At 63.6% G+C, this 14,543-nt stretch carries 13 protein-coding genes; 8 read left to right on the forward strand and 5 right to left on the reverse strand.

All coding sequences use genetic code 11. The features are described from left to right. Window positions 1-78: 78 nt before the first annotated feature. The 4 genes from GGD40_RS11815 to GGD40_RS11835 all read right to left on the reverse strand — a co-directional run bounded on the left by GGD40_RS11815 (window position 79) and on the right by GGD40_RS11835 (window position 3,772). Window positions 79-390, reverse strand: a complete 312-nt coding sequence (locus GGD40_RS11815) for a high-potential iron-sulfur protein (RefSeq protein ID WP_035553981.1) — start codon at window positions 388-390, stop codon at window positions 79-81. Between the two features lie 243 nt (window positions 391-633). Continuing rightward, window positions 634-1,740, reverse strand: coding sequence for an NAD(P)/FAD-dependent oxidoreductase (locus GGD40_RS11820; RefSeq protein WP_179743818.1), 1,107 nt, complete (start codon window positions 1,738-1,740; stop codon window positions 634-636). A gap of 372 nt (window positions 1,741-2,112) precedes the next feature. After that, complete coding sequence (locus GGD40_RS36905) at window positions 2,113-2,538, reverse strand: DUF4148 domain-containing protein (RefSeq protein WP_257030399.1); 426 nt, start codon at window positions 2,536-2,538, stop codon at window positions 2,113-2,115. Between the two features lie 256 nt (window positions 2,539-2,794). Beyond that, window positions 2,795-3,772: an AAA family ATPase gene (locus GGD40_RS11835; RefSeq protein WP_179743819.1), complete on the reverse strand. Its 978-nt coding sequence runs from the start codon at window positions 3,770-3,772 to the stop codon at window positions 2,795-2,797. A 268-nt stretch (window positions 3,773-4,040) separates the two neighbouring features. Here GGD40_RS11835 and GGD40_RS11840 point away from each other — a divergent pair, with 268 nt between their 5' ends. Beyond that, on the forward strand, window positions 4,041-4,544 hold the full coding sequence (locus tag GGD40_RS11840) for a hypothetical protein (protein WP_179743820.1): 504 nt from the start codon (window positions 4,041-4,043) through the stop codon (window positions 4,542-4,544). A 136-nt stretch (window positions 4,545-4,680) separates the two neighbouring features. Beyond that, a complete protein-coding gene (locus GGD40_RS11845) occupies window positions 4,681-5,478 on the forward strand; it encodes an endonuclease/exonuclease/phosphatase family protein (protein WP_035553991.1) in 798 nt (265 codons plus the stop codon). Between the two features lie 20 nt (window positions 5,479-5,498). On the opposite strand, the gene GGD40_RS11850 is transcribed toward GGD40_RS11845, so the two are convergent. Next, window positions 5,499-6,494: an aldose 1-epimerase gene (locus tag GGD40_RS11850; RefSeq protein WP_179743821.1), complete on the reverse strand. Its 996-nt coding sequence runs from the start codon at window positions 6,492-6,494 to the stop codon at window positions 5,499-5,501. Between the two features lie 338 nt (window positions 6,495-6,832). Here GGD40_RS11850 and GGD40_RS11855 point away from each other — a divergent pair, with 338 nt between their 5' ends. The 6 genes from GGD40_RS11855 to GGD40_RS11880 all read left to right on the forward strand — a co-directional run bounded on the left by GGD40_RS11855 (window position 6,833) and on the right by GGD40_RS11880 (window position 14,395). Next, entirely contained in the window at window positions 6,833-7,885 is a 1,053-nt protein-coding gene (locus GGD40_RS11855) for a LacI family DNA-binding transcriptional regulator (RefSeq protein WP_179708910.1), read from the forward strand. Between the two features lie 117 nt (window positions 7,886-8,002). Next, complete coding sequence (locus GGD40_RS11860) at window positions 8,003-9,022, forward strand: ABC transporter substrate-binding protein (RefSeq protein WP_035553996.1); 1,020 nt, start codon at window positions 8,003-8,005, stop codon at window positions 9,020-9,022. A gap of 428 nt (window positions 9,023-9,450) precedes the next feature. Further along, window positions 9,451-11,025, forward strand: a complete 1,575-nt coding sequence (locus GGD40_RS11865; RefSeq protein WP_179744934.1) for a sugar ABC transporter ATP-binding protein — start codon at window positions 9,451-9,453, stop codon at window positions 11,023-11,025. 115 nt (window positions 11,026-11,140) lie between these two features. Continuing rightward, window positions 11,141-12,052 (forward strand): ABC transporter permease, encoded by a 912-nt coding sequence (locus GGD40_RS11870; RefSeq protein WP_373565327.1) that lies wholly within the window; start codon window positions 11,141-11,143, stop codon window positions 12,050-12,052. A gap of 39 nt (window positions 12,053-12,091) precedes the next feature. Beyond that, window positions 12,092-13,051 (forward strand): ABC transporter permease, encoded by a 960-nt coding sequence (locus tag GGD40_RS11875; protein WP_179743822.1) that lies wholly within the window; start codon window positions 12,092-12,094, stop codon window positions 13,049-13,051. A 573-nt stretch (window positions 13,052-13,624) separates the two neighbouring features. Continuing rightward, window positions 13,625-14,395: a ferredoxin--NADP reductase gene (locus GGD40_RS11880; RefSeq protein WP_179707308.1), complete on the forward strand. Its 771-nt coding sequence runs from the start codon at window positions 13,625-13,627 to the stop codon at window positions 14,393-14,395. The last annotated feature ends 148 nt before the right edge of the window (window positions 14,396-14,543 follow it).

Consider the following 14,543-nt stretch of genomic DNA (forward strand, 5'->3'; position numbering starts at 1 on the left):
TGATCGAAGCTCGATCTCGCGCCGCGATGTTGCGGCGCACTTCGCGCGTCACTAAACGTGCGCGCGGTTCAGACGTAATCAGGCCTTCTTGTTATATGCACTGCACCAACCTTTGCTGGCGACCTGCTTGCCCGCGAACATCGGGCAGCCGCCCCATGCGTCGGTGGGCTTGGCTTGATAGAAGCTGCAGTTGCCGCAGTCCTGGCCCGCTGCGTATTTCGCGAACTTGGCTTTGTCGACCTTGCTGGCGTCGGCCTTGTAACCAAGTGCTTGTGCGGTCGGATCGGTTTCGGCAACTTTCGGTGCATCGGCAAAAGCCGAACGCGACAGCGCGAACGTGGACGCCACACCAATGCTGGTGATCAAAAACGTACGACGGGAAGATTTCATGGGGGACTCACTCCATTTATATAGAACTGATCGCCGTTCTAGTGACAGCGGTCCCCAAGGATAGCAACGAAGCCGTCGCGCGTGACGGCTCAAATGATAGAGATAACCGAATCGGTACGCCCCTGCGCCAGAATGTCGCGCGGGAGCTTGGGCAGGGATTGCGCGCGATGAGAATGACTCGCAAAGAGAACGGCGCGCGGTCTCTTTGCGGCGCATTAAAGCAAGCGACGATTCCCGCTCGACCTACGCGCGTCCGCTCAACTCGCAGACCCGCTGCGCGATCGCCAGCGACGCCGTCAATCCTGGCGACTCGATCCCGAACAGATTGACGAGCCCACGCACACCATGCGCGGCCGGACCTTGAATCAGAAAATCCGCAGCCGGTTCGCCCGGGCCGGAAAGCTTCGGACGAATCCCCGCATAAGCGGGTTGCAGCGCGTCGTCGGGCAGCGCGGGCCAATACGCGCGAATCGCCGCGTAAAACGATTCCGCGCGATGGGGATCGACGTCGTAATTAATCGCGTCGACCCATTCGACGTCGGGACCGAAACGCGCCTGGCCGCCGAGATCGATCGTCAGATGCACGCCGAGGCCGGCTTCGTTCGGCATCGGATAGATCAGACGGCTGAATGGCGCGCGCCCCGAAATGCTGAAGTAGTTGCCGCGCGCGAGATAAAGCGGCGGCACGTGACGCGCGTCGAGTCCGCGAATCTGCCGCGCTAGTGCATTCGCGTGCAGACCCGCGCTGTTGATCACGCACGCGGCGCTGATCGTGGTCGGCGCGCTGCCGCCGACCTTGATGATGAAGCGGCCGTTGCTCGCTTCGATCGCTTCGACCGGCGCGTGAAACGCGCACACCGCGCCGTCGCGTTCGGCATCGCCCTGAATCGCCAGCATCAACTGATGACTGTCGACGATACCCGTCTGCGGCGAGAACACCGCTTCGACACATTCGAGTGCCGGCTCGAGCGCCTGCGCCTGATCGCCGTCCATCCGCAGCAGGTCGAGCACGCCGTTCTCTCGGCCCTTGGCCATGATGCTTTCGAGCTGGGGAATCTGGTTGCGCGAGGTGGCGACCAGCAGTTTGCCGCAGCGCGAATGCGGCACGTTGTGCTCGGCGCAGAAGTCGTAAAGCATCTCGCGGCCGCGCACGCAGAGCGCCGCCTTCTGCGAGCCGCGTGGATAGTAGATACCCGCGTGAATCACTTCGCTGTTGCGTGAGCTGGTGCCCACACCGATCGCTTCGGCGGCCTCCAGCACGATCACTTCACGACCGCGCGCAGCCAGCGCGCGCGCCACTGCCAGACCGACCACACCCGCGCCGATCACTACACATTCGATTTGGTCCATGTCCCTTGACGCGGCCGACCTCACCGCGCGCTGCCTCGTTCACCCGATAGTGATGAAGACAGGATGCGGCTATCGAGTGCCGCCCACCGCTCGCTGTCGAACGTTCCTGCCGTTTCTGCAACCGTTACGCAAATTGTACGACGCCGCACAGACGCAAATGCCCGCCGTCGGAAACGACGGCGGGCATTTGCATTCGGTCTTCAGCGGGTCAAACGTAGCGGCCAGACGGACCAGTGTACGCCGTCGAAGCGTGCGGCGCTCACTTCTTCGCGAGGTCTCGCGACAGCCTGCGCGGCGCGTGCCGCGCGCGGACGCAGAGACAACGCAGCGTCAGCGTGCAGACAGCGCAGAGATAACGAACCGCGCAAACGTTTAGTTCTGCGTGCTCACGGTACGGCGCGACGCTTCGACCACCGAGCTCGTCGCTTGCGCACGCGGCGGCGTGTAGCCACCCAGCGCGAGTTGTTGCTGATAAGCGGGCGCGTTCGGGTTCACATTCAGTTCGCCGTTGGCGCGGGCTTCGGCCAGTTCGGCCTTCACCTGAGCGCGCGTCTTCGGGGCGTTATCCGGCGTGGCGCGGACGCTGTCGGCGGAAACCGGCGCGTACGGATTCTGATTCAGTTCGCCGTCGGCGCGGGCCTGCACCACGTCCGCTTTAACTTGCGCGCGGCTCACACCGCTCGACTGCGTGTACGTGGCGACTTCGGGACGATACGAGGTTGCCGGACCATAACCGCTCGCGAAAGCAGGGGCCGCGACAGCAACGGAGAAAAGCAAAGCGAAGGAAGCGGTTCTCATGATGGTTTCCAATAGTCGTTGAATTCGGGTTCTGTGCTTGGCGAGTGACGTCTGGCGCGGTGGCGTAGAGGCCATGTCGATGGAGCTCAGTGTATTCCCTGACTATCGAAAAATTGGACCGATTGAAAGCAACTTAACATCTCATAATCAGCAACAATTGCTGCGGCAATCTCCGCATTTGCGGCAGGGATGCCCAGTTTGGGGCGACAAAAAAGCCGCTCGGAGGCGGCTTTTCTATGAAAAATGGGCAAAAACCTCAAAATCCGATGGGTTTTCGCCGATTTCCGTAGTCGAGGCGAATGTCGCCGGCTTCGATCCGATCGCGTCCGTCGATGCGCGCCGAGCCGAAGCCATTGAGAATCGCCCGACGCATTTCGCGCGGCGAGGCCGCCGTCAGCGCGTCGAGGGCGCCGTCGCCGATCTGCTCGGGAAAGCGCTGCCCCCAGTTGTGCGCCGAGCGGATCTCGTCGTAGATCGATTGGGCGATGCGGCGCGCGCCCGCGTGATCCGGCGGCGGAATCTCATACACGTTCATGCGGTTCAGGATCGGCTCGGGGATCGAGCGTTCGTCGTTCGCGGTCGCGATCCAGATCACATGCCCCGCGTTGATCGGAATCTCCGCGAATTCGTCGATGAAGGTCTGCGCTGTGTCGTGCTCCAGCAGCGCGTACAACGCGCCGAGCGGATCGTATTGTGAATCGCCGGTGGCCTTGTCGATTTCATCCACAGCAATCACGGGGTTCGCGTAGCTGCCGTTCACGAGCGCGTCGAACACCTTGCCCGGCTTCGCGTTCTTCCATTGCGACGAAGCGCCCGACAGAATCCAGCCCGCCGTCAACGAACTCATCGCCACATATTGATAGGCGGTGCCGAGCAGGCGCGCCAACTGCTTGGCAAAGTGAGTCTTGCCGATGCCGGGGTCGCCGAGCAGCAGGATCGGCATCAGTTCGAGCCGGTCTTCGGTCTCGAGGCACAACGCGACCTGCTTGCGGATGTCGTCGAGCGGCGCTGAAAAGTTGGGCAGCGCGCCGATCAGATCGTCGATCGACGGCATCCGGTTCGGCTTGACGCAGAAACGCAGATTGCCGGTTTTCAGCATCTTTTCGTACATGGCGCGCAGCGCCTCGTTTGCGCCTTCGCCGAGATCGTTCAGCGCGGTCTCGACCTGATCGAGGTCGTACACCTGACTGAAAGATGCCACGGCGATTTCCTGTTTGACCATTGCTGTTGTCATCGCTCACCCCGTCTGGCTGGTCTTGCTGCAGCGGCTACCGTTAGGCGCCGTTTCAAGTCCAGTGTAACGACGACATATTCGTGTGCAAGCCAGCAGTCGTGCGGCTCTGCTGCTAACAACCGGTTGTTTTCGGGGGCTCAAGCCCGCAACTGAAATGCATTGTTGCTGAACCCGGCCCCGTTTGGCGTGTCAGAAAAACGTTCCGCCCATCAGGCGTAAGATGACCGTCTGTCCACGCGGGCAGGTGCAGTGACCGGAGAATTCTTCTATGTGGAAAACCAGTATCCTGGCCGTGCTGCTCGGCACTTCGTTGCTGGCGAACGCGCAGCAAGGTCCGGCGCAGCAGGTCGTGCAATGGCAGTTGCAAGTCATGCGCGACGGCCAGCAGATCGACTCGTTCGACGGCACCACCACGGTCGGCCAGGCGCGCACGGATACGCATCACAAGGTGGTGCAACATAACGTCGGCTGTAAAGACCAGCCCGGCGGCAGTCTCGATCTGACGCGCACGCTGACCGTCTCGCCGCTGCAGGCGGACGCGAACGAGGTCACGCTGTCGATCGAAGCACAGGAGACTTTCGAGGAAGACGGCGCGCAGCAGACCGACACCGGCTGCAAGTTGCCGCCGCAACCGCGTCAGGTGAGCGCGAGCCATCCGGGTTTGAAGGTGGCGGCGGGTCAGTGGGCGAGCTGGACGATCGTCGACAAGAATCCGAACCTGGTCTACCGCGTGAAAGCCAGTCTCGCGAATACGGCGACCAGTGCGAACTAGCCTGGCCTCTGCGAATGCGTGTGCAAACGACTACGCGCCCACCCGAACCCATCGATACGAGCCACGCGCGAGCAACCCGCTGGTAACACGGGCCTCTTCGCTGAAGCCCTCAAACAGAACACGTGGATAACGCGGCATGCGAAACCCCGAAGAATTAATCCGCGAAAGCATTGCGCCGAAGGACTTCATTGCGGTGAGCTGGAACCTGCACAAGGGCCGCACACCGCTCGGCTTTCAGGCGTGGCAGGCCATGCAGCGCTGGGTGCAATCCACTCACGCAGACGCGTATTTTTTGCAGGAAGCGATGGCGCGGCGCATGCCGTCGCCGGTGCTGGCGAGCAGTTTCGGCGCACCGGTCGCCGATCCGTTGAACGATGTGTGGCATTGCCAGGCCACCGAAATCGCGCGCGCGCTGGAGCTAGAAATCGCGCTCGGGCCGAACGTGTTCAAGCCGTCATGGCGGCACGGCAATGCAATTCTGTCGCCGCATCCGCTCGATCTCGGCGGACGCTGGGACATCTCCGCGCATCGTTTCGAAAAGCGCGGTTTGCTGGTGGCGCGGGCCACGTTCGGCGGTCATTCGGTCACGCTGTTGTGTGCGCATCTCGCGCTGACGCGCTCGGCGCGCTTGCGGCAGATGAACTGGATCGCGCATTGGATCGCTAAGGAAGCGCCCGAGGGTCCGCTGGTGCTGGCCGGCGATTTCAACGATTGGCGTAACGACTCGGTGCCGCTGTTCGGCGAGCACGGTTTGCAGGAAGTGGCGACGTTGCTCGGTGAATCGGGGCGCACGTTCCCGGCATTTTCACCGGCGCTCGCGCTGGACAAGATGTTCGTGCGCGGCATGAAGCCGATCGAATGGATTCAGCCGACGCAGGAGACGGCGTGGCTGTCGGATCATTTGCCGTATATGGCGCGCTTGCGGGTGGAGTGACCGGGTGGAGTGACGCGCGCTTATCCGCGTTGCGGCGTCCACTTCACCGTTGCGGCCAGCTCCTCGCCCGCCTGCAATACACAGCCGCCCACCTGCTCACGCGGGCCGACCGCGTTGAAACAGTCCGTTGTATTCGTCACCGGTTCCACGCACAACTGCGGATCGTCAGCCGGTGCGTACACCACCATGTGATCGAACGGCGCGTCGGCGGTCATGGTCAGTTGGCGGTGTTCGTCGGGCCACGCAATCGTTGCCTCACGCGACCAGTTCGCGAAGTTATTGTCGAGCTCGAACGCATCCGGCGACATACCTTCACGCAAGGCATCCACAGCGCGATGCGGGCCGAGATGCGTCGGCAGTACATCGGCGTCGGCGTGCCACATGGCCCGAACGTCGGCATGCACGCGAGTCGCCGCGGTGCGCGGATAGTACGGGTGATGGCCCATGCCGAACGGCATCGGCCGGTCGTCCACGTTCTGCGCGGACAACGTGATGACCAACGCGCCGCCGCTCAGCGCAATGCGCTGCTGCGCGCGATAGCGAAACGGCCAGTCGCCGGGAATCCGCGAATCCGGTTCGTGTTCGAAGTGCAAGTCCACCGAGCTTTCGGTGCGCGCGCCGACTCGCCACGGATGCCGCCACGCGTTCCCGTGCAGCGCATGCGCGAAACGCGTGTCGTTGCCGGCGAGGTCGATCGCGACGCCGTCGAACTCGAAGCGCGCATCGCGAATCCGGTTGCAATAGGGGAACAGCGGAAAGCTCGCCATCCGCAGCGGATCGCGTTCGGTGAACGCCGCCGACGTCGCCGGCCGCAGCCAATGCAATGGACCCTCGGGCGTGACTTCGTAGAAAGCGGCGAGCGCGCCGCCCACTGCGGGCGCGAGTACCGCGCGCAATGACCCGGCTTGCAACATAACAAGCGTGGGCGCAATGGCAGGATCGTCGAGCCATGCAAGCTCGTTAGGCGCCGCCGCCGTCGCGAGCGGCCGGTTCGAGTTCAGGGAAACGTCGCGCATGGTCAGAAAAGGCGGGGCCTCGGACGAAGGCCGGCAGCAACGCGCATCGCTTGTCTCCTGTAGCGTGCCGCGCACTGCGCGCGGCCGGCGGACCCTGGAAGTCCGCGCGACCGAGAATCGCACGCCAAAGCGTATCGGTCAATATTATTAGTAATAAATTTGCCAAAAACACGACCCTAGGACGTGCATAGTCATTCCCAAATGGCGGGTTAGCGTGCGTTGCCGCGCACATATTATTAGTGGTACCGTCAGCACCACAATGCCTCGGCATGCTCACGCTTTAGCGCCGCTGCAGCGCGGCCCGCACAATGAAAAAATCGACTCAACGCCGCCCCACCATGACCGACATCGCCAAGCTCACCGGCGTGTCGCAATCCACTGTCTCGCTGGTGCTGAACAACGCCACCGGCGCGAAGTTTTCCGAGGCCACCCGCGCCAAGGTGCTGAAGGCCGCGCATGACCTCGGCTACCGCTTGTCGCTGCGCGAGCCGGTGCCGGCCTCGGCCGACGACCGCAATCTGATCGTCTATCTCGCTGACGAAATTTCCACCAGCCCGCACCCGGTCGTCAACGTCGACGGCGCGCGCGACGCGGCCTACGCGGCCGGCAAGATGCTGGCGGTCTATTCGACGCACGGCAACGCCGACATCGAAAAGCAGGTGCTCGACACGACGCTGTCCAACCCGCATGTGTTCGGCGTGATCTACGCGACCGTCTACACGCGCAAGGTGACGCTGCCGGCCGCGCTGTCGCAGGTGCCGACCGTGTTGCTGAACTGCTATACGAGCGAAGGCGGCGTGTCGTCGGTCGTGCCGGCCGAAGTCGCCGGCGGCCATCTGGCGACCGACTATCTGCTGCAGTCCGGACACCGCCGCATCGGCTATATCAACGGCGAACCGTGGCAGGACGCGTCGAAAGACCGCCTCAAAGGCTATCGCACCGCGCTGGCCACCGCCGACCTGCCCTACGCGCCGGAACTGGTTCGCGACGGCGATTGGAGCTCGGGCGTCGGCTTCGAACTGACTCTCTCGCTGATGCGCGAAACCAATCCGCCCACCGCGATTTTCTGCGCCAACGACCTGACCGCGCTCGGCGCGATCGAAGCCCTGAAACAGCTCGGCCTGCGCGTGCCCGAAGACGTCTCGGTGCTCGGTTACGACGACCAGGAAATCGCCCGCCACACGCATCCGCCGCTCTCGACCGTCGTGCTGCCGAACTACGAGCTAGGCCGCTGGGCGGTCGAAACCCTGCTGCAGGAAGAACAGAACCGCGCGGCCGGCGCACCGGTGCGGCATCGCATGGTAAAGCTCGACGGACCACTCGTCGAACGTGCGTCGGTCAGGGTAATTACCGAGGCAAAAAGGCCAGCAATTAATATTATTAGTGATTGACCGATAATAATTCTGAGTGGAATAATCGGCACGTCCGGTTGTGGCGGAACAGCGTCGGCCGGCAGGAGAAACACAAAAAGCAAATACAACCTACCTCACCAGGTACTGGAGGAAGACATGGCGTCGCTCAACACGCAGTCGCGCGCTCACGTGCGCAAGCAGCAGATTCGTCCGCTGGCGGGTTCGCTGCTGGCTCTGGCAATCGGTTTTGGCGTCGCGACCGCGCACGCCGACGACGCGTTGCCGAAGTTGCCCACCAAGACTCCGCTGAAGGTCGGCTTCGCGCAGACCGAAAGCAACAATCCGTGGCGTCTCGCGGAAACCAAGAGCTTCAAGGACATCGCGGCAAAGTGCGGCTGGCAGATGGTCATGACCGACGCCAACGGCTCCAACTCCAAACAGGTCTCCGACATTCAAAGCATGATCGCGCAGCACGTCGATCTGCTGGTGTTCCCGCCGCGTGAAGAGAAGCCGCTCGCACCGATCGTGCTGCAGGCTAAAAAGGCCGGCATTCCGGTGATTCTGGTCGACCGCGACGTCGATCAATCGGTCGCCAAAGCGGGCCGCGATTACATCACCTTCATCGGCTCGGACTTCATCGATCAGGGGCATCGCGCCGCTGACTGGCTCGTCAAGGCGACCGGCGGCAAGGCCAAGATCATCGAACTCGAAGGCACCACCGGCGCGTCTGCCGCGAACGATCGCAAGAAGGGCTTCGACGAAGTCATCGCCAAGAATCCGGGCATGACGATCATCGCGTCGCAAAGCGGCGACTTCGCTCGCGACAAGGGTCGTCAGGTGATGGAGACGCTGTTGCAGGCGCATCCGGACGTCACCGCGGTCTACGCGCATAACGACGAAATGGCGCTCGGCGCGATCGCCGCGATCAAGGCGGCCGGCAAGCAGCCGGGCAAGGATATCCAGATCGTCACGATCGACGGCACCAAGGGCGGCATGGATGCGATCGCCGCCGGCGAACTCGGCGCGAGCGTGCAGTCGAGCCCGTTCTTCGGCCCGCTCGCCTGCGACGTTGCGCAACGTTACGCGAAGGGTGAAAAGGTGCCGACGTGGGTGAAGGTGTCGGACCGTTTCTACGACAAGAGCAACGTGCAGCAGAACATGCAGTACGGCTATTGATTGATGGTTGACGGTGAAGCCTCCCTTCACTCGTGAGGCTTCGTTGGAACAAGCGTTGCAGTAGGACGTCATCCGCTTTTAAAAACGTCTCCTCGGCGAGCGGATGGCGGGAAGGGTTCGAAGCGACGCGCCCGTGCCCGCACGGACCGTCGCTTCGCTTTTACGCGGCGTACCATGGTTTGGCGAGGTCGCTCGATCGCGCAACGGCGCCAAAGCGCTTCGGCGCGCACGCTGCGTTACCGTGCCGCCCACGAAGCCCACCCAGCCCGTCCGGGTCGCGGCAGGCGCGGCAGGTCGATGCGCAGCCCGAGTCCGTGCAACACGCCCGCGCAGTAGACGCAGCCAGCACATGCATCAGGAGAACACCCGTGACGCCATCCGCCACGCAGACGCCAGACTCTCCCCCCAACGTTTCGCCGCTGCTCGAGATGCAGGACATCGGCATCAGCTTCGGCGGCGTGGCCGCCTTGCGTGGCGCCAACCTGAGCGTCGCCGCCGGTGAAGTCCACGCGCTGATCGGCCAGAACGGCGCCGGCAAATCGACCATGATCAAGATCCTGACCGGCGCCTATCGACGCGGCTCGGGCAGCGTGCGCTTCGAAGGCCGCGAGGTCGATTTCCGCACGCCGAAACTGGCGCGCGAAGCCGGCATCAGCACGATCTATCAGGAGATCAATCTGGTGCCGTTCCGCTCGGTGGCGGAAAACATTTTTCTCGGTCGCGAACCGCGCCGTTTCGGGCTAATCGATTGGCGCGCGGTGCAGCAACGCGCCGCCGCGCTGCTTGAATCGTTCGGCTTGCAGATCGACGTGAAGAAACCGGTGGCCAGCTATTCGACCGCGATCCAGCAGATGGTGGCGCTGGCGCGCGCGGTATCGGCGGACGCCAGGATGGTCATCATGGACGAGTCCACGTCGTCGCTCGACGAACGCGAAGTGGAGTTGCTGTTCACCGTGGTGCGCAAACTGCGCGACGACGGCCGCGCGGTGATTTTCGTGTCGCACCGGCTCGACGAACTCTATGCGCTGTGCGACCGCGTCACCGTGATGCGCGACGGCCAGACCGTCGCGCAAAGCACGATGGCCGCCATGGACAAACTGCAGCTCGTCACGACGATGCTCGGCCGCACGCTCGCCGCCGTCGTGCAGGACGACACTTCCGCACGCGAAGCGAACCTCGCGCGACGCGGCAAGCAGGCGCTAGCCGCCATCAATCTGAGCGCACCGCCGAAAGTGAGCGACGTCTCGCTCCAGGTGCATGCGGGCGAAGCGGTCGGCCTCGCGGGCCTGCTCGGTTCGGGCCGCACCGAAACCATGCGGCTGATGTTCGGCGCCGATCCGCTGGAGCAAGGCTCGCTGTCGCTGAACGGCGAAACCGTCACGCTGAAGTCGCCGCAAGACGCGATCGCGCGTGGGCTCGCGTATCTCACCGAAGACCGCAAGGCCGAAGGCATCGTCCCCGAACTGTCGGTGCGCGACAATCTCACGCTGGTCTGTCTGCGCACGCTGACCCGAAACGGCATTGTCGACGTGAAGAAGCAGCAGGCGATCGTCGACCGTTTCATCGCGTCGCTCGGCATCAAACTGCGTTCCGCCGATCAGCCGATCCGCGAACTGTCCGGCGGCAATCAGCAGAAGGTATTGCTGGCGCGCTGGCTGGCCGCCGAACCGTCGTTGCTGCTGCTCGACGAACCGACGCGCGGCATCGACGTCGGCGCCAAAGCCGATGTCGCGAAGATCGTGCGCGAGTTGCGCGACGCGGGACTCGGCGTGCTGCTGTCGGCCTCGGAACTGGAGGAGCTGACCGCCGTCGCCGATCGCGCCGTGGTGATTCGCGACGGCCGCACCGTCGCCGAACTGAACGGCGCCGACATGAGCGAGACCGCGATCATGGACGCCATCGCCTACGGCAGCGATGGCCACTCGGCGTTGGCCGACGCCGCGCAAACGGCGAACGCCGCCCATATCGAAGACGCGTTGGAGGGCGACCGTCATGGCGCTTAAGCTGCACACCGAATCGTTGCACACCGAACCGCGCCACGGCGAAAGCGCCGCGCAAATCAGCGCCGCGCCGCGCGTCAAAGCGGCCAGCACCGTGCAGAAATGGCGCCGGCTCGCGATGCAGCGCGAAGTCATCGTGCTGCTCGCCATGGTGCTGTTCAATCTGATCTTCACCCCGCACTTCTGGTCGCTGCAAACCTTCAACGTCAACATGACCCAGGTCGTGACGATCGTGATCGTCGGCATCGGCATGACGCTGGTAGTGGCGACGGGCGGCATCGATCTGTCGGTGGGCGCGTCGATGGCGATTTCCGGCGCACTCGCGCCAATGCTGTTCCTGAACATCGCCGGACCCGCCGGCATTGCACTCGCGTTCGTGCTGCCGGTGCTGGCCGCCGCGTTGTGCGGCGTGTTCAACGGCTGGCTGGTGACGAGGCTCGCCGTGCAGCCGATTGTCGCGACGCTGGTGCTGTTCATCGCCGGACGCGGCATTGCGCAGGTCGTCACCGACGGTAGCCTGCAAGCGTTCAACACGCCCGCGTTCCAGTGGATCGCACTCGGCAAGGTGGCCGGCGTGCCGTTCCAGGTGCTGCTGATGCTGGCGCTGGTCGCCGTGTTCGTGTGGGTCGTGCGTAAAACGCTGTTCGGCCAGTATCTGCTGATCACCGGCGGCAACGAAAAGGCCGCGTATCTGTGCGGCGTGCCGACCGCCACCGTCAAGCTGATCGCCTACACGCTGTGCGCGGCGCTCGCCGGTTTGGCGGGGCTGATCTCGATCTCGGTGAATTCTTCTTCCGATGCGAACGTGGTCGGGCTCGGCGTCGAACTCGATGCGATTGCGGCGGTGGCCGTCGGCGGAACGGCGTTGACGGGCGGCAAGGCGTATATCGGTGGCACGCTGATCGGCGCGCTGATCATCCAGTTGTTGCGCTACACCCTGCTCGCGCACGGCATTCCCGATGCGGCAGCGCTGGTGGTGAAGGCCGGCATCATCGTCGCGGCGGTGTATGTGCAGCGGCGCTCACGCTGAACCGCAAGACAAGGCAAGGACACTCCCGGACTCGATGCGATGAAAAAGAATCTCCCTATCCTGCTCGCGCTGGTCGGCCTCGTCGTATTCGGCCTCGTGCGCTACGACCATTTCGGCTCGGCGTACAACATCACGTCTTTCTGGCGCTACAACTCGATGTTCGCGCTGATCTCGGTCGGTATGGCGTTCGTGATCATCACCGGCGGCATCGATCTGTCCGTCGGCACGGTAGCGGCGCTGGCGAGCGTGGTCGCCGCGCTGACCAGCGTCTACGGCAGTTGGGTCGCCGTGCTGGCGGGCTGCGCCGCCGGACTCGCGGTCGGCGTGCTGAACGGCTTGATCATCACGCGCCTGAAAATCCTGCCGTTCATCGTGACGCTCGCGACCAGCCTCGGGGCGCATGGCGTCGCGCTGCTGCTCGGCAAGAACGACGCGGTGTCGATCGCGGCCGATTCGAACTTCGGCAACTTCGGTCAAGGCGATCTGTTCGGGCTGCCGATTCCGGGGCTCGTCGCGGTGGCCGCCGCGCTGGCCGGTTGGCTGGCGCTGCGCAGCACGCGCTTCGGACGGCATTCGCTGGCAGTCGGCGGCAGCGAGGAAGCAGCGCGGCTGATGGGCCTGAACGTCGACCGCACGCTCGTGATGGCCTATGCGGTGAGCGGCGTGCTGGCCGGTATGGCCGGCGTAATCCTCGCGGCGCAGTTCGGCGCGGGGCAACCGAACGAGGGCGTGGGCTGGGAGCTGTTCGCGATTTCGGCGGTGGTGCTCGGCGGCACCTTGCTGAGCGGCGGCGAAGGCTCGATCGCGATGACGATTGCCGGCGTGCTGCTGCTCGGTCTCGTGTTCAATCTGCTGAATTTCGAGAACGGACTGGGGTTCATCAGCTTGTCGGCGTACTGGCAGTCGGTGATTCGCGGCGTGTTTCTGCTGCTGGTGATCGTGCTGCAGGCGCGGGTGTTGAAGCAACGCGGGAAGAAGCGCGTGGCGGCGCCGGCGTGATCAATCGACGAAACGCGCTTAACGCTATCGGGCTTGGCTTTACGAAGGTCAATACGGCTTTCAGGCTACGCCTGTGTACCAATAAGATCCGCTCCCGATCTGATTGACGGAAGACCACCGCGCTAGCGCCAGGTCTGTCGCGGCCATCCCTCTCGCCCGACCGCGACCGCGCTTTTGCCAGTTTTATCAGCAGGGTCAATGCTGCAGTGCCCGGCGGCTTTCGGTATCATCGCGAACAAGTTGCCCGCGCGGCGCGCCTACCCGGCGCATGCCGGACAGCCGATGGCAGCCGCCCTGCGCGGCGTTCGCCCATCGCCGTTCCCTTGCTGAAGCGCGCCGGCAGCCAAGCCAACGTACTTCGCGGCGCCCGACTGTATCAACGGCCGGCGCCGCCGCTTCCTGGTCCGGTACCCGCTTCACCACGCTCAACCGCCGCGTCGCCGCCCTCGGGCAGCCGGCGCGGTAAAATAGCGGATTGCGCGTGATTCCCGACTCCGGGTGAACGCAGCATCGCCCTTGCCGTGCCGGCCGGCTCTAACGACTGGCCGCCTTTTTCGCACTATCCAAGAAGCCATGAGCAACCTGAACACACAGACCGTCCTGAGCGTCCACCACTGGACCGATACGCTTTTCAGCTTCACCTGCACGCGCGACCCGGCGTTCCGTTTCGAGAACGGCCAGTTCACGATGGTGGGCCTCGAAGTCGACGGCAAGCCGCTGATCCGCGCCTATAGCCTGGCGAGCGCGAACTACGAAGAGCACCTCGAGTTCCTGAGCATCAAGGTGCAGGACGGCCCGCTCACGTCGCGTCTGCAGCATCTGAAGGTCGGCGACGAAGTCCTGATCGGCAAGAAGCCGGTCGGCACGCTGATGGCCGACAACCTGCTGCCGGGCAAGACGCTGTGGCTGCTGTCCACCGGCACGGGCCTCGCGCCGTTCATGTCGATCATCAAAGATCCGGACATTTACGACCGCTACGAGCGCGTCGTGCTGACGCACACCTGCCGCTTCGTCGACGAACTGGCGTACAAGGAATACATCACCGACCACCTGCCGGCGCATGAACACCTCGGCGAACTGGTGCAGGAAAAGCTGCTGTATTACCCCACGGTCACGCGCGAAGCATTCGAGAACCGTGGCCGCATCACCGAGTTGATCGAAACCGAAAAGCTGTTCGCCGACCTCGGCGTGCCGGGCTTTTCGCTCGAAAACGACCGTGTCATGCTGTGCGGCAGCCCGCACATGCTGCGCGACACGCGCAAGCTGCTCGACGACCTCGGTTTCGAGGAAGGCAGCAACAACGCGCCGGGTCACTACGTGGTCGAAAAGGCGTTCGTCGGTTAAACCACGCGTCTCGCCCACCCCGATCGCGCGGCGCAGCGCCGCGGATCAAGCAAAAAAGGAGCCTTCGGGCTCCTTTTTTGTTGTCCGTTACAAAATGACGCCGCCTGTTTGACATTTGGCGTCGGTATTATTCCTACAAAATTGACCG

Source organism: Paraburkholderia bryophila (assembly GCF_013409255.1).
GTDB lineage: Bacteria > Pseudomonadota > Gammaproteobacteria > Burkholderiales > Burkholderiaceae > Paraburkholderia.